A 25,206-nucleotide genomic window follows, 5' to 3' on the forward strand; every position below is an offset into this window, starting at 1 on the left:
TGGATACCTAGACACGAGCGGTGATAAGGAACCCTAGCACACTCTGTCGGGTTCCCGACAAATGAATGACCCGCCAACGATCACGTTTGCGCGTCGCCTTGAAATTTACGCGCCTATTGATATGGATCAAAGCGAGCGCAGCAGGAATGCGGGAACGAGGCAGCCGTTCAATGGATTGAGAGCATCAAGACCTTTGCGGTCTGGAGGGCAAGGATGTCACCCAGAAACTCCGTGTTTGTCGTAGATGATGATGCCTTTATGCGGAAGGCACTTGAAAGGCTGCTGAGGGAACACGGTTTCTATCCTGTACTGTTCGACAGCGCTGAAGCCCTGCAAGCTCACAAGGATTTCAGCCAAGGCTTCTGCATCATTCTGGATATCGATTTGAATGGGGTCTCTGGCGTTGCATTGCGCCGGACGCTTGCGAAGTCAGGGATTACCTTGCCGATCATTTACATCACCGGAAACGACGACGACGCAACCCGCGCGGCGGCGATGGCGTCGGGTTGCACTGCCTACTTGAACAAACCCTTCTCGGCGAAATCATTGGTCGAATCGATTAAGAGCGTCTATCGCCCGCCGTCGCTTTGACCAGCATTATCGCGAAGCGGCGTGACCTGACGGTCGGCAAGACAGCCCCGATGCTGCCCTAATCTAAGCCCTGTCCGCATAGTGATGCAACTCAAGGCCGCCGTTGAGCTAACGAAACAACCAGGCGCCGTCCCAGGGCCATCGCGCTGTAGACAAGTGTAGCCGCATTGTCACAGTGCGCTGGTTCCGTCGCCAAGTGTCGGGAAGACGCGACCGAGTGAAATAATACTCTGGAAGGAATAATACTCTGGAAGGTAAGGCAGCGCGGCGGTAGCGGACGCGTTTGAGGAGCCTCCAAGCCTCGAGCGAGTCCGCCCACGCCTAATGCTCTTGTCCATGGTGCAAAGGCCCGTCCGCTTCAGGCTGGCTAGGTGTTCGCCATCCACTCGCCAAGAGCCCTGCTCAAAATCCTTGGAGCAACGATCCGAGAAGGCTATGGAGTTCTAGTTCATCTGCCGTCCATCATCGGAAACGAGAACGCCGACACGCTCGGCAAGCGAAACAAGTTCCGCCAAGGATCGAACCTGCATCTTGGTCATCACGCCGTGACGGTGTGCCTTCATGGTACGCTCGGTCGCGCCCAAGGCGTTGGCGATCTCCTTGGTGGTTTTACCGCGAATGACGAGTTCAAAGACCTGCCGCTCGCGCGGTGTCAGTTTTGCGATACGAGAAAGAGCGGCGTCCCGCATCTGCTTCAAGCTAAGAAGACCGTTGTGCCTGGTAATCGCTCCTTCAACGGATCGAAGAAGGCCGTCCGACGATATTGGCTTGATCAGAAAATCATCCCCACCAGCCTTCATGGTCCTCACAGTGGTCGCAATATCAGTGTGGCCGGACAAGAATATGATAGGGAGCGTCGAACTAAGTTGGACCAGGCGTTCCTGCAGCTCCGGCCCGCTCATTCCCGGCATCCGCACGTCGAGTAGGATGCAGCTCGGTACGTCGTCGCTCGGCATTCGATCCAGAAGATGCTGGGCCGAAGGATAGGTGGAGACCTCGTAACCGAATTGCCTCAACAGACCTTCTATTGTTTTGCGAAAGGTCGCATTGTCATCGACAATATGCACAAACCTCCGACCGACCTTCGCCTCCACTGCCTTCGTCCTCCACAATAGGATGATGCTCTACATGCCACTGCCGAGGTCAACCCGCGATCAGAGAGGAGCGAGGTCTGAAAAACGGGACCCTGCACCCCCAGAACAGAGGTGTCTCACCCATAAGGGTGAAGGGTCCCACAACAACCGCCGAAATCTTAGTCGCCGCGAATGACCGAGAGGCCCGTGATGGCCGCGCCTGCTTTCAGCAAATTGACGCGCTGCTGTTAGGTTTCTTAACAAGCGCCTGTGCGGCAAGCACAAAAAATGTGTGTAGGCGCGCAACGACTCGCAGATGGCTGCTACAGCGGTTTTGTTTTCTCGCCGCTGGTGGGTAGCGGCCACCACGAAATGACGCATCCTGCGCGGCTATGCGCCACGGGCTGGGCTCTTCAGGGGCCGGGGGGCCTATCGTCCAATAGGAGCTGCAGCATCTCCGAGCGCTGGCGGCGCTGACGCACGAAGGGCCGCACTTCGCGCTTTCTGCCCGAGAAAATTATTCTGCGGAACCCCTCGTTTCCCAGCCTCAAACCGCGCAAACTTGCCCACGATGCGCGCGGAGGAAGTGCAATGCCCAACCCGCCAGTGCCGTTTCCGCTGAAAGTGCTTAGAGGCAACCCTGGGAAGCGGCCAATGAAGCCCGAGCCGCAGCCTCAGCAACTGCCTGATGTGCCCGATCCGCCGCCGTTCATCACCGGCTATGCTGCCGATGAATGGTGGAGGACCGCACCGGAACTGCACAGACTGGGCCTGCTAACCCGCATTGATGTCCCCGCGCTCGCCGCCTATTGCCATGCTTTCGGGCAATGGCGGATGGCGGCGGAATCGCTGGCGAAGATGCAGGCCAACGATCCGATCATGAACGGCTTGATCATCAAAACCAAGTATGGCGATGCGACGGCGGTTGCTCGTACGAGGCTCGCGGCGGGTGGCTTCGCGCCTCCATCGCCCGGCAAGTTCGATGGATTGTTCGGTTAATGCGAATGATCAGACTGCTCAGCCGCGCCCGGCGGGCGACTATGCCTTGCTTTGCTCTTGAAGAGTGCGAGCAAAAAACTCGCGGGCAATCGCATCTAAGACCGCCGAAATTTGTTCGCTGGGCTCCCGCGTAATGGCGCGTTCTTTTTCGAGCCTCTCGGCCTCGCGAATGTAGTCCATGGATAATTCGCGCAAACGCTGCATCTCGGAGTCATTGGGTAAGGGCGCGAGTTGAGCCAATAGGTGTCGTGCACGCGCGCGAGCGCGGTCGCTTCGAGAGCTATCCATGACAGCCTCCGGGGGATTTATATTTATGAGTTTTTGATCAGTTCCCCGGCCCGAATAATAACATTCGGCACCGGTAAGGAGGCCCTTGAGGTCGGCTCGTTGAGATCAAGCAAATTCAACGCTCGCCGTTATGTCGTGTTCCTCACATTGCCTTGATTCTTTTATTCGGAGGAAGCCCCGTCCTGCGGCGGATTGCGAGTTCCCACGTTGCGGCCCCCGCCGAGCAAGCCCTGGTACTGCGACCTCACTGTTTCATAGCATTCGCAGGCCGCATCCTGCAGGCCCTCAAGGTTGGTGATCTGTATCTTCCCTCGGCTGTACTTGATGATTCCAGCTTGCTGAAGCGTGTGCGCCACCACCGTCACGCTTGTTCGGGCGACCCCCAGCATCTCCGCTAAGAACTCTTGCTTGAATAAGAGCGTATCGCTTTGCGACAAGTCTCTGGACCGGAGCAACCAGCGGCACAGGCGAGCGTCCACATGATGCGCCGCCAAGCAGGCAGCGGACTGCTGCGCCTGAGCATAAAGGGTCTGCTCATGTCTAATCAGAAGTGAAAGAAGCGTTTGGCTCTGCATTGCAGCACTCCGAAGCCCCGCCAGGCTGCAAACCATTGCCTCACCACTTAATTGGATAATCGCCCGGCTCAACGCCATCTTGCCATCAAGCGCCGCCGACGCGCCAACTACGCCGTCTCGGCCAACCATCGCGGCCTCCACGACTTGGCCACTCGACAGCGTGACTACGATGGAAATGACTGCGCTGGTCGGAAAATAGGTCGCCTCAATGCTATCGCCCGCCTCGAACAACGTCCGGTCTTGTTTGAAATGCGCGAGCTTTAGGTGGGGAAGAAGGGCAGCTAGATCGCCCGGAGAATGCGATGCGAGAAGTAGGTTATCTTTGTGCGGCATATTGCGCTCCCTCGGTTGCGGCGGGAGCGTAAAAAACTCTCTGTCAACGGTGCCTGTGATCTGCCGTCAATGGGCCGGACAGTACGCTCAAGTGAAAATATAGCGAGAGCTGATTTGCCCACGCTGTCCGGCCTCGGGGCGCAGTAGGCTGTCAGGGCGCACGCTGATCGCTTTCGAGAACGGTGGCTCCGGTGGACTCGACGTATTGCACGCCGGGCAAGGCTTGGCAGGCGCTCCGCAACCGCATGCAAACCGCGAGGCCGAGGGGGCGCGACAGCTGGCGTTCAGATAAGGCCGCAGGTGGCGGAAGGGCTTAACGTGGCTTGGTCGAACTCGAGAACCGCGGCTTTTCAGCTGCAGCATTCAGCCGGAAGGCACCGCGCGCCACTGGATGGCTCTTGATCTGGTGGAGCTGCGTGTGACGGGCGCACTCGCGAGCAAGAAATTCGTGAGCTGGGGCCGTGAAAAACAAAACGCGGTCTCAAAATATCCCGTCGCGGTATCAGATCAGAGCCACCGGGCCGCATATGCAAAAAAGGGCCTCACGGTGCCTTCGATTGGTACCGTGAAGGCTGTTTGAGCGGTGTTCGCGGTACCAATCTCGGGCACACATATAGTTTATCATAGAAGCATGCTCATTCGGAAGCTTACAAGGCTCGACTGTCAGCGTTCAATAAACGTCTTGACTCTGGCGGCCGTCGCCGCGCCCGTTTGATGTACTTTGCCGCGGAGTAACTTACGACTGCCCGCGCCCCAAAACAGAGCGGGCCCGGTGTGACTAGGAGCCCGGGCCTAGCCTCAGCTTCCTAATCGGGAGGTTGCTCGGCTACTAGCGCAATGTACAAAAAGGGGATGGAGTAATCTTGATCTAACTCAAAAGTCGCTGCCGGTGCTTGGCTCGCATGGTGGCGACGGAAACGAGCAGCGTTGGGGCCGTTTTCTTTGGCGGTCGCGGACGCGCGCTCCTTCTGACGTGCTGTGACAACCGACGCCGCATCCTCCTGTAGCTGAGGCCGGACCAATCGGCGAGTCGAACGCAACAAAAGACGTAGCGTTCCTAGCCGCTTGCGCGCTCACGGCAGCAATCATTAACCCAGTTCGCATCACATTATAATCGCCACCCTAGGAACCAACCTCAGCCATCCCGTTTTAGGAGTGGCATGGACTCGAGATGCGGCCGGCATCGATCGAGTCCGGGAGCCAAACCGGCCTTAGGCAGCCAATTGGAGTGTGTGAAATGGCAAGCCAGATCGTGATGGATCGTACCGGTGACACCCGCCACATATTCGACAAGCAGGATCGTACGGAGGTCGCAAAGGCCGAGCAGCGGTTCAAAGAATTGACCGGCGCAGGCTTTACGGCAGCTGTGCGGTCAGGCCCGGGCGAACAGCGGATCATCCGCTCCTTCGATGCAACGGCGGAGGAAACGTTGTTTTATCCGCGTCTGGTGGGAGGTTGAGCGCGGTGAGCGAGCAAATCGTGCTTGCGGAAGGCTTGGTCGGCCTCGCCTTGTTAGGTACGCTGCTTTCGGCGCTTTCACCGGTCGTGGCGCGGTGTGGTTCCACCAAGGCGCGGGGGCTGACCCTGCTAAAGGAATGGCTCTCGCCGAAGCAGCGCGCGTGCTACGAGCGCTTCCGGTACTTCGATGTCCTCGGCAGCGATACCGGCACGCGCTACCGGATACACCACGGCACCCAAACCAACATTGAGGAACTGACCGCCACGGGACAACGTGTCTGCAAATGGTGTTTCGTTCCGGAGGGCAACCTCGTGGCTGCCGATGTGATGCTGGCGCAGAAGATCGCCCTTGAAACAAGCGAGCGCGGCGCGCTCTCCGTGGCGCATCGCTCGTTCGTGTCGATGTAGGAGCGATGTCGTGAGGCAGACAGTCAGGTGTCAGGTCCGACGTAGTGTCGCCGCGTCACCAGATTGCGAAGGACAGCGCTACGGCCGCGCGGCCGGAAAACGTCAGTGAGACAGAGAGAATGATCCGGGTGACAATCGCATCTCACAGTCGATCTTCAGCCGACGGATAATTGCTTCTGATGGCGGCGGCAACATGACCACCAATCAGCACGGCTCCAACGGTTACAACTTCTGAGTCCGAGATGACCGGCTTCCGCTTCGCCAACGTCGAGGCCTTGTGGCAACGTCCTATCTTATGCAGCGAGGGCGTGCATAAGATGCTGCCCTAGCTTAGACGAGCAAGCTGCCTATTCTCGTTCAATTCGATCTCAAAATCCCACTCGGGATTGTCGAGCAGTTCTGAATGGCAGTGGTCCGCTGGATCAGCATCCATATAAAACATCGGGCTTGCCAACGTAAGATTTGGCAGGGTGGCGCGGCCGTCTGGTACACCGGCGAGAATTGAGATCGTGTTAGCTTTTTGATCTGCTCTGGCCAACAACTGAGTCGTGGTGCCATCACCGACCTGCACTATGCAGTTGTGCATTACGGAGATTGCATAAAGTTTTACGAGCACACCAAGAGACTCTTTGTGCTGTGCCAGTTCGTCCTTCATGATCAGGCTATTGCTCTTCAACGTCGCGAAAAAATCTTCGCATAGACCGTCCGCCTCGAATGCGGGGCGAGAAATCATTGTCGAACAGACGCAATTCAATAAAGAAGCTTCGGCGTGCGTTAATACGCTCGGAAGCCTCCATGTCCCATCATCATTGAGCAAAAGCCTGTCGGCTAGATCGTTCAGTATTTTGAATCCCTGAGATCCCTTTATTCCCGTTCCTTTCTGAATGGCCTGCGCGCCCCGTCGGTTGAATGATATCTTGAGATAGTCGCGCGTTGCGAATGGCATTTTTTGGGGGTCATCGAACGCGGCGTTTTGGTTTTGGAAGCGCGGCATATGAAATCGCGCCATCGCGAACCAATCTCGTGTTGAGCGAGTTACAATACCTCGATCGCGCTCGTTATGATGAGCGACAAAGTGGCCAATTTCCGCGACAGATTCGCGGCCATCGCAATGGTCTCGCGCGTAAAGGAATAGCCCGGTGAGATCGTCCGGCCGGAAGGTGCCGCTGAGCAGCCGTTGAACTCGTGCCCTGGATTTGGGGTCCGGCATGGCAGGATCATCCCATGCGGCCTGATCCCGCCGCCATCGTGCTGGGGCCGGGAACGGGAGCTGCTAGTGGTGATGTCCAAGAACCGGGCGTGGCGGCATATCCTGAATAAAGAAAACTATTCGCTAACGGTGTGATCTGGTCATACTCCCCATTGTACAGGGCAATGTGACCTATCGATGAAATGCATGCGGGTGTCGTGCTGCAAGATATTATCGTCGAACTCGGACGGTTTGCTGTTGCCCTCAACTCAGTCGTAAAACTCCACGAGAAAATAGAGCCGGTAGGGTCCGTCCTTACGAAAGATTTCAACAGTTGGCTGCCTTGCGTTGCCGCACCAAAGGTGAAACTGCCGTCAGGACGGACCAACTGACCACGCTGGGCGCAATTACGAGCGTCCCCGAAACGAAATCGGCAAGGTAAAACGTCGAATTGAAAGCAAGCGGCGTGCTTGTAACAAAGGAAAACGTCACAGCATTATGCGACGTGAACTGGCTTTGCTCGGAGCCTGCGACAAATGTGTCGAACGGGTTACCTGATAAGTGTAGTTATACAAACTAGCGAATGATGAATTTGCAAATCCAATGAAAAGCGGCGCAACCAACAAAACGAGCCTGATGGCCTTGAACATCATGATCGAATCCCCCGCCGGGAAAGCATCATCCCACCTTCCCGCGGCGGTCGAGTCAACGCGATGTACACAGCAAAAGACCGCCCGGAGGCGGTCTGTCGTTCTTTCGATAAGGGGCGGGAAGAGCTACTGCCTGAGCTTCCGCGCGTCGACGGGGTTCTCTGGCGAACCCAGGCCAGAGCCCGGCGAGCCGATTGGTTTACCGTTGGTCGCGGTCCCTACACCAACGCCTGCTCCGCTGACGGCTCCATCACCACTTGAAGCGGGGTTGGTGTTGCTTCCGGTAGTCGCGGCGCTTTTTGCATCTTGATTGGTCTGCGCCTGGCCCGTCGGTTGCGTTTGCTGCGACTGCACTCCAGTGCCTGACGTGCTGCCGGCAGGTCCTGTCGCTGCTCCGCTGCCTGATGACGTTCCTCCGCTGGCACTCGCACCGCCACTGGCTCCGCCACTTCCGCCGGCTCCACCACCACCTTGAGCAAACGCAGACGTTACCGGCGAGACGAGTAGCGCTGTGGAAAGCAAAACTGCAATTCTCTGGTTTTTCATATTTGTCTCCTTCCGGCGGGTCAGCAGGCTTTCCCGCAAATCCGTGAGTTGAGCCAATTTTTTATGGCGGCATTTGTATCCTGCTTATCTGGGCTGCAGCTCTAGCTGATCGCGTTTGCCGCGAGACCCCGCGGTGTCTTCGGACTTATCTAATACTTCCGAGGAGTGATCGTGTGTACGCTGCTGGACCATTTGGATGCTTCCATCTTTGCCGACATCCAATAAGTACTTGTTGGGGCGGAGGTTCCTTCTTTCGGACCTAATCCCCGCTGGCCGCCATCAAAAGACCCGCCCGAAGGCGGTCCATCGGTATTTTGATCGGGGCGAACTACTGCCACAGGCCCGGTAGTGACGAGGCCAAGGCGTGTAAGGGACCTGATGAGCGACTAATCAGTTTTGGGAGTCAGGCTCATCCAATGCATTCGCTGAGGCCTATTTTCCGAGATCATCTGCCACAGCTCGCTTTCGGGCCATCCTTGCGTCAGGGGATGTTCGAACGGATTTCTAGCGCCTTGTGAAATTATCGTCACGATGTGGCTTACGGCGTATTTCGCGATGAGGTCATTTGTAATATTTGCGTCGACGAAGTCGTGGCATTCGACAAGAAGTCGAGCTCTGGAAAATTGGTAGGGATTGGAGAGGAGTAAATCCCGCTCGGCTCCTTCGCAATCTAGAAGAATAAAAGGAGACCTGGCGGACTCTGCAAGTGCGGCCAGTTCTTTTGCTTCGCAGAGTCCCCTTACATCGACGTTGGTTATAGCATTGATGGCGCAAGCAGATTGGCATGTTCTCTGTGCAACTGGGTCAATGTCATATGCCAGGACGCGGCTGGTGGGGTTGAGCATCGCAAGTCCCACTGCATAATAGCCATCGTAACATCCTACGTTGACGATCAAATCGGGGTGCTGCGCGCATGCGTCAACTATGACAGATTGCATTTCTTGTTCGTAGAAGCCCAGTAGTCTGCTTCCGCGATCTTCGACCCCACTCAACTTCTCAGGCAATCGTAAGCCCCTGAACGGGCCGCCGGCGACCACATTAGCGGTGGACCTGACGACCAGGTTTTGCGCCTCTTGCCCCGGGGGAAATCGGATAACGTCGAAGCCGGCTCGTCTGCATAATGAGCGAATTTTGTTCACAAGTTGCACGAGACCTCCATCGGATTGTACTTCTTGGTTTCCGGCACTTTCGTCGTCATTTCCCCTTCATCTTCAGCCCCAGCTCCACAATCCGGCGGATGGGTCGTTGATGGCTGTTGCTCAACATCCGCGGCAAATCGTTTTCAGCTTTGCGTCTAGTTTTGCGTTTTCGACGGCGAGCCCGTCGACGATCGATACCTGGTCGCGGGATGTATTGGACGCCGCGGCTTTCTGCTTGGCCGCGGCAGGCTTCGCAGCTGAGGGGGGCGTGGCCCTATCATAACAAGCCAATCGGTCGCTTGCCTTCGGCACCGATGAGCATTCGGAAGTTTGAGCGGCTGCGCCTTGGCAGCCGACGAAAAGCAACGCGGTTAGCAGTAATAGCTTCATTCGAAAATCTCCAAGGAAAGTTGGCGTGGGCGGCGGTACTGCCGTATTGTTCATCTGCCTTTAGCCTTCAGCCCCAGCTCTACAAGCCGGCGGATGGCTTCGGAGAGGTTAGGCACAGGCTTTTGCTTCGCCCGCCACGTCTCCACGTCGGCCAGCATCTCTTCGGTGAACCCAATCACCTTTTTTACGGGGTGGGTCTCAGGCCGTCCAATCATTTCGCATATGCCCAATTGACTTTCGCATATTTCACATATATCAAACGGTCGAGCCGGGCAAGCGTTTCAATTGCCCGGCTCTAACCCAAGCCACAAAGGACGCGAATCCCATGACCCAGGCTGATCGCGTGCTTAGCACGCCACCCACAAACACGTCTGCACTTCCCGTCGACCCGACCATCTGGGGAGTGCAAACATGAGCAACGTCATTCAGTTTTCCGCCTCCACGCGGCCTGCGCGCACCGGGAGCGAAAAGCCGAGCGTTGCGGAAGTGACTGCCTTCTGCGCCCGCGCTCTGACGCCAAGGCAGGAGCGGCTTAGAGGAAAGCCGGAACTCTCGCCGCCGGCGACCGAAACCGCCAGAAATTCCAGAATGCGCGCAACGCCCGCCGCGACGCCTGGCGGCGTGCTGAGCGGCTGGAGAATTATTGGCGCGCCCGCCTGGACTGGGAACACACGCCGGAGACGGCCCAGCGATACGGGATCGCCGACAGCGCCTCATTCCCGTCGGTTGAGAATGGCCGGATTAGGCTGGTCGCCAAATGGCGCGAGGCGGTCGTGAAACAGCTGCTCACCCCGGCGCCAGATCTTGCTGCGATCACATGGAAACGCGCGAAGCTTGCCGGGAGACAGTTCAGCCATCTGCCCATTAAAGCGGAACGCATTGAGCAGGCGATAACTGAAGACGTGGCGTTCCTCGCCGCGCATCCAACGCGCGTTCGTAAAGGAATGACATGAAGCGCCGGGCGTGAATGGCGGGAACTTATTAGACCGACGTGAACTTAAAACAATCGTCTGACTGGATCCCCCGGTGAGATGTTCCAAGCAACTGCCCCGCCCTGACCGGCGGGCTTTTTCTTTAGGAACTTGCTGCTGCGACGGATGTCTTTGCAATGTGCCTATCGGCACGACGGTGAAAGAAACTTTACGGCCTCAGCATCCCGGCACGGGGCCGTTCTTTTCTGTATGAATGTTTAGGCATGGCAGCCCGTGACGCGTTCCCAACCGAGCCGGCAAATCATGAAGCAAACACTCCTACCTGACGGGCTGGTCGTCATCGTCACAATGCTGGCGATCATAGCAATGTTCATCTTCGCCGTACTGTTGACCGATAACCTCTAGATCCATCGCGATGGTGTTTCTGCCGCCAGGATCGTTTCTGAATTCTTCTTTAACTGTCCGCGGGCTGCGGTCGGATCAATCGCGATGGCCCCTCAATAAGGTTCAGCGAGATTTGCGTAGAGCCGTCGCTGTCTCAACCCAGTGGCGGCTTTTTCGTCGGACGCAAAGCGCAGGGCTGACGGAACCAGAACGGAAATGTTCTCGACATCTCAGAAAATAGTGTCGGGTACCCGACATAAGATATAAGCTGCCTTATCACCGCTCCGCCCGCGGCAAGTATCGGTGACTGAGAGTGCTGCACGCTCCCGCCTAAAATATGGAGCGCGCCAAAATGGCTCTTTATTATTTTGATCTCCGGGATGAGGCAGAACTGCTCGTCGATGAAGTAGGTACGGATCTGCGTGACATGCGCGCTGTACAGGATGAAGCCGCGCGGGCTTTATCTGGCCTCGCTTGGGACGCGATGCGATTGAACGGGGTCAAGGGTCAACAAGTGATCCTCGAGGTGCGCGATGCACACGGCCCCGTAATGGAAGCAAAAATCTCGTTCGAGATCGCGCACAAATTATAAGCCCGCCACACCGGCGCCCGGTTCAAATTGGTGGCGCTATCACCTCGTACTCAAACGCCACGCCTTCGGGATCGCTTTCCGCAAACCAGGCTTCCGCGGCGTCCTGGTTGGCGAAGACCTTGCGCGAGATGTCCCGTAGTCTTACGGGAACGAATACCGGTACTTTCGCAACGCACACGCACAGAACCGCCCCAAATCAAGACAACTCAGAACTGCAAGGAGACGTAAAAACGAAGATGGGGGACGTCACGTGGGGATAATCGAGTGGTTACTGGTTTGGCTGATCGTGAACGCGCTGTTTGTCGTGTGGCGTATCTTGGTCACGACCGAGATTGAAATCCCCGATCGATCGATCCGCAAAATGCCAAACGTTGCCGACCTCTGAATGGAAAACGGCCCCGGACCGTCATTGCGTTTCCTTGTCGGATAACTTCGGCCTGTCATCCAAGGGGTCCTCGGCGCTATCTACGTCTCTTGGGCTAAATAATGCGAGCCCGATAAGTCCGAGAATCAACAGGACGGTTCCGATTACGATCAGCCCATGCGGGTATGCTAAGAGTAAGTCTAAGGCGTTCGTCATTTTGCTTCGTTTCGCTGCAAATCGACAAGCGGCGGCGGGCGTGGGGGGCCATTACCGGCGCGGCACCACAACCCTCTTAATGCCCTCGCGTTCCTGGCTTTGAGCCGGGTAGGGCCCGATTGCCGCATTTCCCCGACAGTGATTTTCTGCTGGCGCTTCACGGGCGTGGGTGCCGTCGCGGAGTTGGTAGGAATGAGGTTGGCGTAGTCTCCGGGGTGATCAACCTCGAATCATCCGGCGTTGAAGCGTCGGACTGGAGACTACGCCATGACGAGCATTACCACGAAGCCCGGTTCCTCGCAGCTTGAAGCAGCGACGACTTGCCGACTTTTCGACAACTGGTTTGATCCGATTGAGACCGAGATGCGGGCTCGGGCACGCGGGTTTATTGAAGAGCTGCTGCGCAGCGAGCTTGATGAGGCGCTGGCACGGCCGCGTTACGGACGAAGTCAGATGGCCGGCAACGAAGGAAGATCGGGCATTACAGGCCACCGTCACGGCAGCCGCACGCGGTCGCTGACGGGCACGTTCGGGCCGATCGAGATCGCGGTGCCGCGCGCCCGGTTGACCACGTCCGAGGGCAAGACGACGGAATGGAAGAGCCAGGCGCTGCGGGCCTATCAACGCCGCACATTGGCTGCCGACGCGCTGATCGCGAGCACGTATCTGGCCGGCACCAATACGCGGCGGGTGCGCCGCGCGCTGGCGGCCTTGTTCGGCGGGACGGTCGGCAAGGACACGGTGAGCCGGACGTGGCGCAAGGTGAAGAGCGACTGGGACGGCTGGAACACCCGATCGCTGGCCGGGGAGCCGGTCGTGCGCCTGATCCTGGACGGCACCGTCGTTCGCGTGCGGCTCGACCGCAAGGCGACCTCGATCTCGCTGCTCGTTGTCCTTGGCGTGCGCGCGGATGGCCAGAAGGTGCTGCTCGCAATCAAGAGCATGGGTGGCGAGAGCGCCGAGGCCTGGCGCACTGTGCTGGACGATCTCATCACGCGCGGGCTGCGGCGGCCCGAGTTCCTCATCGTCGATGGCGCGCCGGGGCTCGACAAGGCCGTCGCCTCTGTCTGGGACGGCGTGCCGGTCCAGCGCTGCACGGTCCACAAGCACCGGAACTGTTCGCCCATGCCCCCGAGCGGCTGCATGACGAGATCACCGTGGATTACAACGACATGATCTACGCGACGACGCCTGAGGAGATCGAAACCCGCCGCAAGGCCTTCATTCGCAAATGGAGGCTCAAGCATCGCGCCGTTGCCGACAGCATGGAGGAAGCCGGCGACCGCCTGTTCACCTTCACCCGGCTGCCGCCGAGCCAATGGCGCAGCGTACGCACCACCAATGCGATCGAGCGGTTGCACGAGGAATTCAAGCGGCGGATCAAAACGCAAACCGTGCTGCCGTCAGCCGACACCGCTGCCATGTTGTTCTGGGCGCTGCTTGCCTCCGGTCAGATCAACATGCGCAAGGTTGACGGTTGGCAGACGCTCGCCACAAAACCCATTGATCAGCCAATTGACGTCGCCGCCTGAAACGATACCTTCATGTTACCGGAGAGTGCGCCACACCGATTTCCAACCGCATTCCGGACGGCACCACGGGCGTGAGTATGCTGCAATAGGTCCCGAAATTCGTGCCAGTCGCCCTTGACTGTCTCGAAGCCCCTGAGCCTTTCACGCTCCGCGGGCGAAAGACTGGCAATGAATGCCGCTCGCTGACGCCGATCGTGGACGACATGCCCAGTAAGTCCGATCGCGAGACACGCAGCAAAACCGACGAAAAAACCTGTCCAGAACATAGTGCTCTCCTGTTCAGAACAGCCCGGATCCCAGAACGGGACGGATCATGCTGCAGTGCGGTGGCGATATTGCGGCGCACTGCGGGCATCTCGCAGTTGTGACTTCGTGACGCGCGTACCGTCGTGCGCGGGCCGCCTTGCTCACCCGCTGGCCTCTATTCCACAAGGCGGAGGGTTCGGCGCCTTTTCAGTCGATCCAGGGCGTGGACCACCTCGTCTCTATCGAGAACGGCTATCAGCCGGTGCACCGTCCCCGTAGCGTCGCGCGGGCCGAGTGCAATGTGTTCCCCAAGGATGCGCCGGGCATCCTCGATGGCCGTCAATACGATGTCCTGATCAGGGGTGTTCATGGTACGCGCCTACTGAGCGCGGACTCAATTTGATCGCAGCTCGATTGTTCCTATTTGCTTTTGGGCTGGCCTACATCGACCCGAGCACCGGCCAGACGATAGCCAGTGCCAGGATCACCGCATGGCGTAAGCAGTCCGGCGGCCAATCCGGTTCATTCCAGGACCTCGTACCCAAAGGCCAAGCCCTCGGGCTCGTTTTCCTCGAGCCAAGTGTCCGCCGCATCGGCATTCGCGAAAACCTTGAGATGATCGGGGTCTCCGACCTCCTTGCTAGTATCCACGTAAATGAACACGGTCATGGCTGGATCCATCCGACAGAGAAGCGGCCCCGACCGATGAAACACAGCTGCTGTGGCACCACCTCACCGCCGCCCGACAGGCCTCCCGCGCTACAGAGGCGGCCAGCGATCCTGTATCTGAGGACCCCCACGCCGCTCCATCTGGGATTGCCACTCGTCTGGAGAAGGGCGGCCCCGATACACCAGCCAGAAGAAGCAACCGGCCGAAACGAACCCAGCGCCAGCCAGAACCGCGCAAAGCGTAATCACTGCAATCAGCATCCGCGTGCCTCCGATCCGGCGATGCAATGCCGTCGTGAGGCACCGGTTCCTCCGCGCGGCCTGAAAAACGCAGCCTCCGTGCATCGCCTCCCGACGGCCCCGCCGATCAGCGCGCATGCGGTCGCGTCGGCATCCACCAGCGTGGCGTCAGCAGGCTTTCCCGCAAATTTTGGAGCTCAGCCACTTCTGAATGTTAGCCGCCGCAGTTTCGGCTCGCTCAACTCGCTGCGGAAACACTTCTCGATCATAGCGGCGGGGAGGGGAGTTGTTGGCACCTTCATCGATGGACCGCGTCTCTCGAAGGCAGTTTTCTCAAGGTCTCTGTGTGTCTAACACGCTTGCGCTGCTGAACCATTTGGATGACCGTTTGAGCCCTAACCCCCACGCATTTTAGGTCGGTTTGAACTTTACCGTCTGCGCGGTAGCCGACAGATGACGGCAGTAAAATCGCATTCTTATGAAGCGGCCGCAGCCTTTTCTATTCCCAAGCCTAAGCAGCCCTCGCTACCGCCTTCGCCTTTTCCAGCAGGACCGTCACGCAGACTCGCCCAAGCGTTGGATCGATGAGGAAGTCAATTAGCAACGACCTGGAGCTCACGCCAACTCGTCACGGGCGTGAGCTAGTGATGCAACAGGTCCCGGAAGTCGTGCGAGTCGCTCTTGAACGTCTCGTAGCCCTCGAGCATTTCCCGCTCCGCGAGTGAAAGTCCGGCAATGAATGCCGCTCGTTGACGCCGATAGCGGACGACATGGGCTGCAAGCCCGATCGCTAGGCAGGCAGCAAAGCCGATGAGAAAACCTGTCCAGAACATAACGTTACTCCTGTTCGAACAGCTTGGAATCCAGAACAAGGCGGAGTCATGGTGCCCTGCGATGGCGATATTGCGGCGCAACGCAGAGCATCTCGCACTTGTGCGAGCCAAGCCTGCATACGCCCTTTTGGTGCAATCATCACTTAAACTCTTCGATCAACGCCTTCCAACCTGCTACATCCTTACTCATCCACAGCGAGATACCGAGGGCTGCCAAATGGTGCGGCAACTCGCAATCAGGACGGGCATCCATATTGTTGACGAATGAAGAGACCGCGCTTTTGAGGTCACCTCGGTCAAGATAATCGAGTGCGCGTTGCTTACACCGTTCGACATATTTGTCGCGCGGAACATCCGCAATAACGGAACGATCCATTCATCAGCTCCCAAACGAGTCAGACGTTGGAGTGGCAGCCGATCAAAATGAAATGGAATTTACCTGTCTGTTCGGAAGTTAACAATCGGACACGTTTTAGTCGCTGTGTGGGGATCAGGCCACAGTAGCGGATCAGCGAGTGGTCGACGATAACCATGTTCCAGCAGGTTAAACGGGGCGGCTATTTCGGCCGGATCGTCGGGTCGCCGCCGGGGCTGCCAGGCGGTGGAATCACCGGTGTCTTGCCGGCATCCGGCGTGGGCGCGTGCATTTCGGGATCTACCCCTGGAGGAGGACACACTACCCCGTCTGAGCGGGCCAGCTTGTCGCCCAGTGGCTCGGCCCGCCGGCCGGTGGCCGTTCCCTCCGGACCCGCCGTGCCGGAACGCGGTGCTGGCAGCATGGGCGCGCAATCGCCGGCGCGTTCTGGCGATGGCGGCGCGGTTCGGGCTGGAGGCGTGGTCGGGCCCGGCGGAGCCTGAGCACCTGCCACGTCAGCCGCTGCCATCATCACACACGAGAGAAACAGTGCGCGTTTGAAATCCATTCAGTGAAACGGCCTGCGCCCGCGGAGGTTCCGCGATCAGATCATCGCTTTTCTTGAGTGGAAGCGGCTCCCGGCTGCGAGTTTCCTGGAGCGTCTCAAGGAGATAATGGGTTTGTCATTGGTTTCGTTGGAGCCGTCAGTCCTTGCGATACAGCGCCCGAAGCTCTTCTTTCGCTTTGCCTATTTTGGCCTTACGGGTGGCTGAGAGGTTTTTCCCCGCCCGATTCTCGTAAAAGGTGAGCATCGACATGGCTGATCGGAAAGGCGGGGACTTTCGCCGGGTGCTTCGGTCCGAAGACCGCTTGAGAGATAAGGCAATCGCACGAGGGGTCTTCCTGAACACGCCATTCTCAAGCGTCATTGCATCGCTCGTCTCGGTGACCTTTTTAGACCAGCGTTTCTTTGCCGTTGTTTTCGTCGCCCTTTTCTTGGCCTTTTTTGCCATGGAAGTTCTCCCTTCCCTTAATCGCCGTCGTGAAAGCTCATTCCAAATTGAGTAAGCAGGTGGGATTTGGAACGATGATAGTGCGTGTCGGTTCAACAAATAGGACCGAGGTGCAAATGGAGGTTCAAATGCCTCGTGGAGACAAGTCGAGCTACACCGGCAAACAAAAGCGGATGGCCCAGCACATCGAAGAAGGCTACGAGAAGCGCGGCGTCGCCGAGGACGAAGCCGAACGCCGAGCTTGGGCAACCGTGAATAAGGAAACTCACGGTGGAAAGAAAAGCGGGTCCGGCCGGGGGAAATCCGAAGATCATTCTCCCGCCCGGAAGGGTGGGCGCCTCGGCGGCGAGGCATCGGCCAGCAGGCCGGCCGCGGAACGTTCTGCGTCCGCGAAGAAGGCCGCTCGCACGCGCAAGAGACGCGCGGCATAGCAGGACAGCTCCTCACTTCAAAGACCCCTTACCGGGGAGGCGTGGGAACGCAGATAGAACTCGAGGGTTTTTATCGAACACGACGCAGACTTTTGCGTTTGTTCCTTGCAAAGTCTCTCCGGGAGTTAGCCATGTACGCACTATTTGAAGGCGACAGACAGATAGGGAATCCCTTTCCGACCGAGAAAGAGGTTTGGGAAGCTGCGCTGATTGAAGGCCTTGTAACCGACGTTCCGGTAGCGGACGAGGAAGGCGGGCAGGTTATCCCTGCGGGGTATCACGTCGAACACGTCGCTGACTTTTAGCAGTACACCCGACGCTGGAAGTTAGATGACGGCGCGACTCTCGCTCTTCATCACCTTCATGCCCACTCGTCTCTCGGGAATCATCCCAGCTCTCGAAGACGCCCCCCGCGGCCGAGACCCCGGACCTAAGGGAGACCCTGGTCCACAAGGACCTGCCGGACCGCAAGGAGCCCAAGGCATCCAGGGGTGTCGCCGGTGTTCAAGGTCCTGCAGGTGCCCAAGGCCCCCAAGGCATGACGATGGGTCGAAATGGCAAATCTTTCCGGGCGACCTCGACATGACGCTGAATTGGCAGCCCGACACGGAGCCTAAGCTCGTCCGCATTGATGATCGGGTAAGTTCTCACGCGCTGGTCAGCATCAGTGACAACAGCAGTGTCAGGGTATTGCCGCTGGGTGAGAAGTGGCCCGTGGATGAGGTAAGTACCGTTTTAAAAGAAAGCTATACAGCAAAATAACAGCGGCTTGACCTTATGAAGGGCCGCCTCGCAGCGGCACCCTCGAGACTTCAAATTCCAACGCCGTAATAATCGTTCACCGCCCGCGTTCTTGTTGGATCACTCCAATTCCACGAGTTGTCGTTGCTATACTTCGGGGCGTTCTGCAACTGAGCCTCCGTAATCCCCGTGACGTAGCCTCCGAGATTCGTGTCGTATTTCAATGATTGCCAAGGCAACGGGTAGTGATCATCTCCAATGCCGAGGAAGCCGCCAAAGCTAAGCACGGCATATGAAACCTTGCCGCTTAGCTTGTCGATCATCACGCGCTCGATAGACCCGATCTTGTTTCCGCCTCCGCCATAAACTGCCGTGCCTTCCACCTTATCGCTACCGATCAGGTTTACTGTTTCTCTCGTTTCAGTGACCATGGTCCTCCTCCACAGTTGATAAACCAAGCAACAGCGATCCAAGCGTTTCGTTCCTAACAGCCATTACATCCGGCCGCGTTAGCTGGCCAAAGGAACCTCGCCCTACCTGGGACGTTGGAAAGTTAATCAATAACTCAGGAGGAAACTCTTATGCGAACTCTGTTGTTGGCTGGTGCACTGGCGGTTGCTGGATTCGCGATCGCCACACCGATTTCCGTTGCACCCGCGTGAGCTCAAGTTGCCGTTGATACACCGATCGGAGGCGTGAGAGTGGGCCCGCAGCCGCGCTATTATCGCGACTACGATCGACCCGCTTATCGCGCCTACGGTTATGATCGCGGATATCGCGGATGCCGCACTGTCACGATCGAGCGCGACGACGGCTCATTGTGAGTCGTCTTGTGTGAACCGCAAGCTGCGAGCGGTTTATGCTCGGCATTGCGCGCCGGCAGATCGTCCCAATAAAAATACACGCTCGGTCGTTCGTCAGAATATCGGCGGCGCGCGTCAGAAGCTCAGCCGGTAACGATCCATTAACCCCTAGGGCAGGTAGCCGTCACGAAGATCGTCATAGCGGCGGCTTTTTGCCACCGATCCGCCGCCACCTTGGCTGACGAATCGGGCGTGCTTAAAATCCCAACTTTTCATTGGCTGGGGGAGTGAAGTGCCCAGAGAGATGACGAAGGCACACGAAGTCGAATGCGTCGCGCTTACGCGAGACATCCGTGCGCTCTTGGCTGAAAGACAGGTTTCGCCGCCGATGGCCCGGGTCGTCTTGATCAACACGCTAGTCGCAATGATTAAGCATCTGGAAAGAAAAGACACGATGGAAGAGGCTGCGGAGGATTTGGTTCGCACGCTGCAACGGGCGATCTCGAAGTCTCACTAAGCCTCAATTGGCTCGATGTAATCGCGGTGTGGGGTGTTCGTCGTCCTGTTGCCGTCAAAGCGAACCATGACGGTGCGGCTATGGCGCTTAAGACGGACAACGGTACCCACCTTACCGCCGAGCAGTGGGCTACGTTCCCATTCAAGGCCTGGCGCGACCCCTAAATGGGAAACCCGATGAGGGTGATGCCATGACTTCGGACAGACGCCTTTCAATAAATTGGCGCTCAAGATCCGTAAGCTTGGTTTGGAGCAAGCGCCGGTAGCGAGCGATATTATTGGGATGGGTTCGCAAGCAGGCAATGTTTTCGTCCATCATCGTCATCATCCTTGACGGTCGTTACAGCTTTCCCTTTTGGCTACAGGAAGAGCCACGCGCAGCATTTCCCACCTCCGGATGCTCCTACTCTATCATTGGCACTGGATCATTGGCACTAGGCGAATAAAGCGGAAAGTGCAGTCAGCCGGAGGTCAGCCGCGGTCGTGATGCTCTCCTTGAGAGGTCGCTAGGGCAACCGATGCCGCGAGATTGACGCTCCCAACCATGCTGCCTAGACTACAGTCCGGTGGTCTCCTTCACCGGGACATGTAATGGCGAATTCTTCGGATCCCGTGCGGCGACGTCGGTCTGCCTCTGACTTGCTTGGCCTGTTGGGCACCGCCACCGCGCCTCTCCGGCAATCGCTCGCTGTTTCGCTCTCGGCGCTGGGGGATAATGCGCAAGCTGCCTTCGCCAGTCATTTTGACAGTGGCTACGATCCCAACGCGTCCAACGAACACGGTCGTCGCGGAGAGGGAGGAATCGCGGTCCGCAATCTTTCCGTGCGCTATGGCGAGAGATACGCGTTTGAAGACTTGACTGGCGAGTTTCCGCCCGCAAGCCTCACGGCTGTGATCGGCCCAAACGGGGCCGGGAAAAGCTCGCTTCTAAAAACGCTTGCCGGCATTATTCGGCCGACGGCCGGTGAGGTCATTTGCGGCGCTCTTGCGCGCCATCGACTGGCGTATCTGCCGCAGCAGGACGAACTCGACCGCGGGTTTCCGATCTCGGTCGCCGAACTCGTTGCGCTCGGCGATTGGCGAAATTTCGGTTCGGTTCGCAAGCCCCCGGAAGGCCTCGCTGCGAGTGTTTACGAGGCACTCGCGGCCGTCGGCCTCTCAACCGTCATGGATCGGCAAATCGCCGAACTTTCCGTCGGTCAGTTCCAGAGAGCTCTGTTTGCGCGGCTACTTATGCAGGACGCCGATGTCATTTTGCTCGACGAGCCTTTCGCTTCCCTCGACGAGAGCACGACGGAAGATCTCCAGCGTTTCTTAGAACGCTGGCAGGGAGAGGGCCGAACTGTCGTCGCGGTGCTGCATGATCTCGACCGAGTGCGTCGACATTTCCCATCGACGCTTCTGTTGGCGCGCTCGCCCATCGCGTGGGGGGATACATCGCTTTCGCTTTCGGCCGACAATCTTGCGCGGGGCCAAAAAGCGCTGCTCCCGCCAGTGGGTGCCCGCATCGGGTGGGTCACGTGAGTGGACAGCTCATTGGCTTTCTGGTTAGTCCATTTGAATCATTCGGATTTATGCGAATCGCGCTAGTCGCGTGCCTCGCTCTTGCCTTAGCGAACGGGCCGATCGGCACTCTTCTGCTCATGCGCCGCGAGAGCCTAAGTGGAAATGTGCTGTCGCATGCAGTGATGCCTGGCGCCGCACTCGGCTTTCTTTACGCAGGCTATTCCTTGGCCGCCTTGACACTAGGGGGAGTGCTAACCGGGCTCGCCGTCGCGGGTCTGGCCGCGCTCACGGCCCGGGCAAGGCCGCAGCGCCAAGACTCAAACTTGATAGTCTTCTATCTGGTATCTCTCTCATTCGGCGTCCTCATTGTCGCCGCACGCGGCAGCCAAGCCGACTTGATGCACGTTCTTTTCGGGACCGTGCTTGCGGTCGATGTGAAGGCGCTGGTACTTATCGCTAGCATCAGCAGCTTAACTATAATCATCGTGGCCGCTCTCTATCGCCCCTTGGCGGTGGAATCCTTCGACCCGGCGTTCCTGCGCGCTGTCGGAGGTGGCGGCGGCACATTCCGTGCCATTTTCATCACGCTCGTGGTTCTCAATCTCGTCGCGAATTTCCAGGCCTTTGGCACGTTGCTTGCGATAGGGCCGATGCTGCTACCTGCTGCGGCGGCACGCTGCTGGACGCATAAAGTGTGGCCAATGATTGCGCTTGCGACGGTCATGGGAATGGCCGCTGCTCTTGCAGGGCTCCTCATTTCCTATTACGCGAATCTGCCCTCCGGGCCGGCTATCGTCATGGGCGCGGGGGTGATCTACGGCATGTCGCTGCTAGCGGCGGGTAGGATGCGGCTAACACCCAAAAAGCTTGAGGGACGGAAATGAAAAGCGATACTTCAATTCGCGCGCAGTTCCGCGTTATTTTCGCAGGTGTTGCGATATTGCTTGGCGCCAGCGTGGCCGGCGCTGCCGAGCGGATCAAGGTCGTCGCAACGTTTAGCGTGATTGGTGACATGGTTGCGAATGTCGCCGGCGACAAGGTTGATCTTGTCACCCTTGTCGGACCGGCCGGCGACACCGAGCTTTTCAAACCCTCGCTAGCCGACGGGAAGAGTGTCGCCGAAGCCAAGATAGTCTTCATGAATGATCTCAACGACGAGTTCGAACCATGGCTCGAACCTCTGCTCAAACAGGTGAACTTCAGCGGCGCCAAAATTGTCGTGAGCAGAGGCGTGAAAACATTTACTTCCACCGAGGAGCGCGCGCCGCGGAACAAATCCGGGGAAGAAGAGATCGATCAGCACGCTTGGCTCGACCCGAAGAACGCAATCATTTACGTCAGGAACATCGCCGCTGCCTTGGTAAAGGGCGATCCAGCAAACGCCTCGGACTATCGGCTTCGAGCGGACGCCTACATCAAGGAAATGCAGGCCCTGGACGCCTGGGCCAAAGCCGAGATTGCCGCTTTGCCGGCGGCAAAGCGACGATTCCTAGCGTCGCACGATTCATTGCAATATCTGGCGAAAGCTTACGGCATTACGCTGCTATCGATTAATGGTTGGACAAACAATAGCGAGCCGTCTGCAGCCGAGCTGGCGCGTCTCGCCAAGCAGGTCCGACAGGAGCGGATACATGCACTGTTTCTCGACAGCATTACTGATCCCCGAGCGATGCAGCAGGTTGCGAAGGAGACCGGCGCCTCCATCGGAGGCACCCTCTATGGTGACGCTCTTTCGAAGCCGGGCGGAGATGCTGACACTTATCTCAAGATGCTTCGTCATAACGTCGCGACGCTCAAGGCCGGAATGATGAAGAATTGACGGAAATGGATGCTCCCCGGTCGCCTTTCGGCGGGCCACTGCTGACGAGCGCGCGGTCTCGCCTCACAGTAGCTGGCGCAGCTGTCTTGTGTCTTTGGATCTTGGTGTTGTGGGCTAGTCTGTCAGAGCCGGCTCGTGAGGCTGCCGCACCGTCGGCGTCTCCGGTGGTGGACACGTTGCGCCTTATCGTTGCGTCCGGACAGGCCGCGCCCGGTGGCGGCAGCTTCAACCGATTTGACGTGAGCTCGCAGCCGATCGTAGCGCCGGTCAACAGTCGTGGACAGGTTGCGTTTTACGCCAGCGTCGCAAGGGCGAAGGCGAATGAAGGCATTTTCCTCGCGACCGCCTCGCGGATTACGAAAGTGGCAGCGGTTGGCGACGCCGTACCCGGAGGTGGCGTCCTGTCCGAATTTGCGCGGCATCCGCTTCCAGCGCTGAACGATGCAGGCAAGATCGCATTTGGCGCGACCATTGCCGGAGCGCGCGCCACGGAGGGAATTTTTCTCGCAGCCGAGGACCGCCTCATAGCTATTGCAGTAACCGGGATGGACGCGCCAAGTGTACGAAATGGCACCTTTGTAGAATTCGATGCGCCGGTGCTCAACAATCGCGATGAAATCGCTTTTGTGGGAACTGTCAGGCGGGGCCGGGAAACGCTCCAAGTACTGTATCTGTACAGCGGTGGCGTGTTGCGCAAACTCGTGGCAGGTGGCGATCCCGCCCCGCGCGGTGGCACCTTTGACCGCTTCGGTCTTCCCGCGATAAACAACAAAGGCGTTGTCGTTTTCCCCGCGATCGTTGAGCGCGGAGCAGTATTGGGCGGAATTTTTACCGTCGGCGCCAGCGAATTGCACCTTCTTGTCGGCGCGGGTGAGATTGGCCCTGGGGGCGTAATGCTAGCGCGCTTTTCGGAGCGGGCTGCGATCGATGATGAGGACAACGTGGCCTTTGTCGCGCATTTGAGCTCGAAAGCCGCATCCGAAGCATTGCTGATCGCCAATGCGAGCGGCTTGACGCAGTTGGCGATCGTGGGCGAGAGCGCGCCGGACGGCGGCCGCTTTTCTGCTTTCGGGCCTTGGCCTAATTTTGGCCGCACGGCCACAATCGCCTTCGTAGCTTCGGTCGATGAGGGGTCCGGTCCTCTAGGGATTTATCTCGGCAATTCCGGAGCCATTCGTCGGGTCGCAATGGTTGGAGATCGTCTGGCCAACGGCGGCGTGATTCCCGCTCTCGCCCTCAACTCCGTCACTTCGGCGGGTTCGAACGGGGGCCTGACATTCGCTACAATGAGCAATCCAGAGGACGGTCAGAATGGTATTTATTATTACGGGCCTCCGGCGAACTGACTTTAGTTCATGTCATTCGGCGGATACTCGAGAAACACATTCTTCGCGGAAATCATTATGTGCTTGGTTGAGGTTTGCGACGGCACGTGTTCGCCCCGCAGCATCCGCAAGGCAATCGGCAGGATTTCGTAGCCGTAGCGGTCGAAATAATAGGCGACCGACCCTAGAACGACACTGCCGCGATTGGCGGGATCGATCTCCTTCTTCTCACTAGCACCGCCATGGACGCTGCGGTCGGCGCCTTGGCTAACAATGACACAATCGCTGATACGCCCGGCCGCTTCAACCGCAGATTTGGCGGCGAGGGCGGAGGCGTCGTCGAGTGTAGCTACGAGTACCTTGCGTCTAGTTTGGGCCGCGAGAAATTTAGAGAGTGCGCTTGCGGCTCGAACTGAATGGCCAGCACTATCCAATCGTACTAGCGAAAGATCGGGCAGTTCCTGCCCCAACCCTTCCGTCACGCCCTGAATGCGCGCGGTGACGGCAGAGCTTGGATCGGAGACATCGCCGAGGATGGCTGCAACCAGTGTCTGATCAGACCAGTTCTCTTTGCCGAATTTTCCTAACGCTTGGCCGGCGATCCGGCCAGCCCCAATATTATCGGCAGTATAAAGCGGGGCGCCTGGTACGGAATAATTCACTGCGAGCAAAGGAATTCGCGCCGTTTCTAACATACGTCCGATTTCGACATTTGCTCTCGCGTCGGAATTATATTCGATCAGCAGATCGACCTTACTGGCGACCGCGTCCTTTGCGTTGCCGAGCGCTTTATTACCGTCGCCACCGTTGTCGTAATAGGTCATGTCTACGGGCAAGCTGCGTGAGGCCAACTCAAAGCTGCGCCGGATTTCCAACCCGGTGAACCCCAAGCCGTCGATCCGCGTGCCTGGCTCCTCGTTCAGATTTGCAAAAGCCACTCGGAAGCGCTGAGGCGCCGCGCTGGCAACGCGCTTTGACAGAATCATCCCGAGGGTAGCCACCATGAAATGACGGCGTTTCATCTGAAACGTCGTCATCGGAACCCGTTCA

26 protein-coding genes and 1 pseudogene are annotated in these 25,206 nt (G+C 58.0%); 15 read left to right on the forward strand and 12 right to left on the reverse strand.

Translation table 11 applies throughout. From position 1 onward, the window contains the following. Nucleotides 1-213: 213 nt before the first annotated feature. Complete coding sequence (locus ACVWVY_RS13350) at nucleotides 214-591, forward strand: response regulator (RefSeq protein WP_456626789.1); 378 nt, start codon at nucleotides 214-216, stop codon at nucleotides 589-591. A gap of 443 nt (nucleotides 592-1,034) precedes the next feature. On the opposite strand, the gene ACVWVY_RS13355 is transcribed toward ACVWVY_RS13350, so the two are convergent. Continuing rightward, entirely contained in the window at nucleotides 1,035-1,685 is a 651-nt protein-coding gene (locus ACVWVY_RS13355; RefSeq protein WP_456626790.1) for a response regulator transcription factor, read from the reverse strand. Nucleotides 1,686-2,318: 633 nt separating this feature from the next. Between ACVWVY_RS13355 and ACVWVY_RS13360 the strand changes: the two genes are divergently transcribed. Continuing rightward, nucleotides 2,319-2,663 carry a P27 family phage terminase small subunit gene (locus tag ACVWVY_RS13360; protein ID WP_456626791.1) on the forward strand — a complete coding sequence of 115 codons (345 nt, stop codon included), beginning with the start codon at nucleotides 2,319-2,321 and terminating at the stop codon, nucleotides 2,661-2,663. Nucleotides 2,664-2,702: 39 nt separating this feature from the next. Here ACVWVY_RS13360 and ACVWVY_RS13365 read toward each other — a convergent pair whose 3' ends face one another. Continuing rightward, nucleotides 2,703-2,843 carry a hypothetical protein gene (locus ACVWVY_RS13365; protein WP_456626792.1) on the reverse strand — a complete coding sequence of 47 codons (141 nt, stop codon included), beginning with the start codon at nucleotides 2,841-2,843 and terminating at the stop codon, nucleotides 2,703-2,705. Between the two features lie 269 nt (nucleotides 2,844-3,112). Then, nucleotides 3,113-3,859, reverse strand: coding sequence for a Crp/Fnr family transcriptional regulator (locus ACVWVY_RS13370; protein WP_456626793.1), 747 nt, complete (start codon nucleotides 3,857-3,859; stop codon nucleotides 3,113-3,115). Between the two features lie 391 nt (nucleotides 3,860-4,250). On the opposite strand from ACVWVY_RS13370, the gene ACVWVY_RS13375 reads away from it, so the two are divergent. The 3 genes from ACVWVY_RS13375 to ACVWVY_RS13385 all read left to right on the forward strand — a co-directional run bounded on the left by ACVWVY_RS13375 (nucleotide 4,251) and on the right by ACVWVY_RS13385 (nucleotide 5,725). After that, entirely contained in the window at nucleotides 4,251-4,439 is a 189-nt protein-coding gene (locus tag ACVWVY_RS13375; RefSeq protein ID WP_456626794.1) for a hypothetical protein, read from the forward strand. Nucleotides 4,440-5,096: 657 nt separating this feature from the next. Next, complete coding sequence (locus ACVWVY_RS13380) at nucleotides 5,097-5,318, forward strand: hypothetical protein (protein ID WP_456626795.1); 222 nt, start codon at nucleotides 5,097-5,099, stop codon at nucleotides 5,316-5,318. 5 nt (nucleotides 5,319-5,323) lie between these two features. Continuing rightward, nucleotides 5,324-5,725, forward strand: a complete 402-nt coding sequence (locus ACVWVY_RS13385) for a hypothetical protein (protein ID WP_456632197.1) — start codon at nucleotides 5,324-5,326, stop codon at nucleotides 5,723-5,725. A 325-nt stretch (nucleotides 5,726-6,050) separates the two neighbouring features. Here the strand turns inward: ACVWVY_RS13385 and ACVWVY_RS13390 are convergent, their stop codons facing one another. After that, nucleotides 6,051-6,935, reverse strand: coding sequence for a hypothetical protein (locus tag ACVWVY_RS13390; protein WP_456626796.1), 885 nt, complete (start codon nucleotides 6,933-6,935; stop codon nucleotides 6,051-6,053). 1,561 nt (nucleotides 6,936-8,496) lie between these two features. Beyond that, entirely contained in the window at nucleotides 8,497-9,114 is a 618-nt protein-coding gene (locus tag ACVWVY_RS13395; protein ID WP_456626797.1) for a hypothetical protein, read from the reverse strand. A 1,298-nt stretch (nucleotides 9,115-10,412) separates the two neighbouring features. Here ACVWVY_RS13395 and ACVWVY_RS13400 point away from each other — a divergent pair. The 3 genes and pseudogenes from ACVWVY_RS13400 to ACVWVY_RS13410 all read left to right on the forward strand — a co-directional run bounded on the left by ACVWVY_RS13400 (nucleotide 10,413) and on the right by ACVWVY_RS13410 (nucleotide 13,659). Next, nucleotides 10,413-10,592, forward strand: coding sequence for a hypothetical protein (locus ACVWVY_RS13400; protein ID WP_456626798.1), 180 nt, complete (start codon nucleotides 10,413-10,415; stop codon nucleotides 10,590-10,592). 715 nt (nucleotides 10,593-11,307) lie between these two features. After that, nucleotides 11,308-11,547 carry a DUF6894 family protein gene (locus tag ACVWVY_RS13405; protein WP_456626799.1) on the forward strand — a complete coding sequence of 80 codons (240 nt, stop codon included), beginning with the start codon at nucleotides 11,308-11,310 and terminating at the stop codon, nucleotides 11,545-11,547. A gap of 847 nt (nucleotides 11,548-12,394) precedes the next feature. After that, a pseudogene (locus ACVWVY_RS13410) lies at nucleotides 12,395-13,659 on the forward strand (IS256 family transposase). Nucleotides 13,660-14,427: 768 nt separating this feature from the next. Here the strand turns inward: ACVWVY_RS13410 and ACVWVY_RS13415 are convergent. The 5 genes from ACVWVY_RS13415 to ACVWVY_RS13435 form a co-directional block, all read right to left on the reverse strand. Then, nucleotides 14,428-14,574: a hypothetical protein gene (locus tag ACVWVY_RS13415; protein WP_456626800.1), complete on the reverse strand. Its 147-nt coding sequence runs from the start codon at nucleotides 14,572-14,574 to the stop codon at nucleotides 14,428-14,430. 881 nt (nucleotides 14,575-15,455) lie between these two features. Then, complete coding sequence (locus tag ACVWVY_RS13420) at nucleotides 15,456-15,647, reverse strand: hypothetical protein (RefSeq protein WP_456626801.1); 192 nt, start codon at nucleotides 15,645-15,647, stop codon at nucleotides 15,456-15,458. A 139-nt stretch (nucleotides 15,648-15,786) separates the two neighbouring features. Next, on the reverse strand, nucleotides 15,787-16,023 hold the full coding sequence (locus ACVWVY_RS13425; RefSeq protein WP_456626802.1) for a hypothetical protein: 237 nt from the start codon (nucleotides 16,021-16,023) through the stop codon (nucleotides 15,787-15,789). A 181-nt stretch (nucleotides 16,024-16,204) separates the two neighbouring features. Continuing rightward, nucleotides 16,205-16,570: a hypothetical protein gene (locus ACVWVY_RS13430; protein WP_456626803.1), complete on the reverse strand. Its 366-nt coding sequence runs from the start codon at nucleotides 16,568-16,570 to the stop codon at nucleotides 16,205-16,207. A gap of 136 nt (nucleotides 16,571-16,706) precedes the next feature. Continuing rightward, entirely contained in the window at nucleotides 16,707-17,015 is a 309-nt protein-coding gene (locus tag ACVWVY_RS13435) for a DUF3175 domain-containing protein (RefSeq protein ID WP_456626804.1), read from the reverse strand. 128 nt (nucleotides 17,016-17,143) lie between these two features. Between ACVWVY_RS13435 and ACVWVY_RS13440 the strand changes: the two genes are divergently transcribed. The 3 genes from ACVWVY_RS13440 to ACVWVY_RS13450 all read left to right on the forward strand — a co-directional run bounded on the left by ACVWVY_RS13440 (nucleotide 17,144) and on the right by ACVWVY_RS13450 (nucleotide 18,208). Then, nucleotides 17,144-17,446, forward strand: a complete 303-nt coding sequence (locus ACVWVY_RS13440; protein ID WP_456632198.1) for a plasmid stabilization protein — start codon at nucleotides 17,144-17,146, stop codon at nucleotides 17,444-17,446. 131 nt (nucleotides 17,447-17,577) lie between these two features. After that, entirely contained in the window at nucleotides 17,578-17,751 is a 174-nt protein-coding gene (locus tag ACVWVY_RS13445) for a hypothetical protein (RefSeq protein WP_456626805.1), read from the forward strand. A gap of 277 nt (nucleotides 17,752-18,028) precedes the next feature. Then, nucleotides 18,029-18,208, forward strand: coding sequence for a hypothetical protein (locus tag ACVWVY_RS13450; RefSeq protein WP_456626806.1), 180 nt, complete (start codon nucleotides 18,029-18,031; stop codon nucleotides 18,206-18,208). Nucleotides 18,209-18,258: 50 nt separating this feature from the next. Here the strand turns inward: ACVWVY_RS13450 and ACVWVY_RS13455 are convergent, their stop codons facing one another. After that, the gene (locus ACVWVY_RS13455; protein WP_456626807.1) at nucleotides 18,259-18,618 is read right to left on the reverse strand and encodes a PRC-barrel domain-containing protein; all 360 of its coding nucleotides are present in this window, start codon (nucleotides 18,616-18,618) and stop codon (nucleotides 18,259-18,261) included. Nucleotides 18,619-20,097: 1,479 nt separating this feature from the next. On the opposite strand from ACVWVY_RS13455, the gene ACVWVY_RS13460 reads away from it, so the two are divergent. The 4 genes from ACVWVY_RS13460 (at nucleotide 20,098) to ACVWVY_RS13475 (ending at nucleotide 24,177) form a co-directional block, all read left to right on the forward strand. Continuing rightward, on the forward strand, nucleotides 20,098-21,030 hold the full coding sequence (locus ACVWVY_RS13460; protein WP_456626808.1) for a metal ABC transporter ATP-binding protein: 933 nt from the start codon (nucleotides 20,098-20,100) through the stop codon (nucleotides 21,028-21,030). A 50-nt stretch (nucleotides 21,031-21,080) separates the two neighbouring features. Next, nucleotides 21,081-21,896 carry a metal ABC transporter permease gene (locus ACVWVY_RS13465; RefSeq protein WP_456632199.1) on the forward strand — a complete coding sequence of 272 codons (816 nt, stop codon included), beginning with the start codon at nucleotides 21,081-21,083 and terminating at the stop codon, nucleotides 21,894-21,896. Next, nucleotides 21,893-22,831, forward strand: coding sequence for a metal ABC transporter solute-binding protein, Zn/Mn family (locus ACVWVY_RS13470; protein ID WP_456626809.1), 939 nt, complete (start codon nucleotides 21,893-21,895; stop codon nucleotides 22,829-22,831). Before ACVWVY_RS13465 ends, ACVWVY_RS13470 begins: the two co-directional genes overlap by 4 nt. A gap of 164 nt (nucleotides 22,832-22,995) precedes the next feature. Beyond that, nucleotides 22,996-24,177, forward strand: coding sequence for a DUF7453 family protein (locus tag ACVWVY_RS13475; protein ID WP_456626810.1), 1,182 nt, complete (start codon nucleotides 22,996-22,998; stop codon nucleotides 24,175-24,177). A 2-nt stretch (nucleotides 24,178-24,179) separates the two neighbouring features. Here the strand turns inward: ACVWVY_RS13475 and ACVWVY_RS13480 are convergent, their stop codons facing one another. Beyond that, nucleotides 24,180-25,193: a sugar ABC transporter substrate-binding protein gene (locus ACVWVY_RS13480; RefSeq protein WP_456626811.1), complete on the reverse strand. Its 1,014-nt coding sequence runs from the start codon at nucleotides 25,191-25,193 to the stop codon at nucleotides 24,180-24,182. Nucleotides 25,194-25,206 lie beyond the last annotated feature (13 nt).

This window comes from Bradyrhizobium sp. URHC0002 (assembly GCF_054059515.1).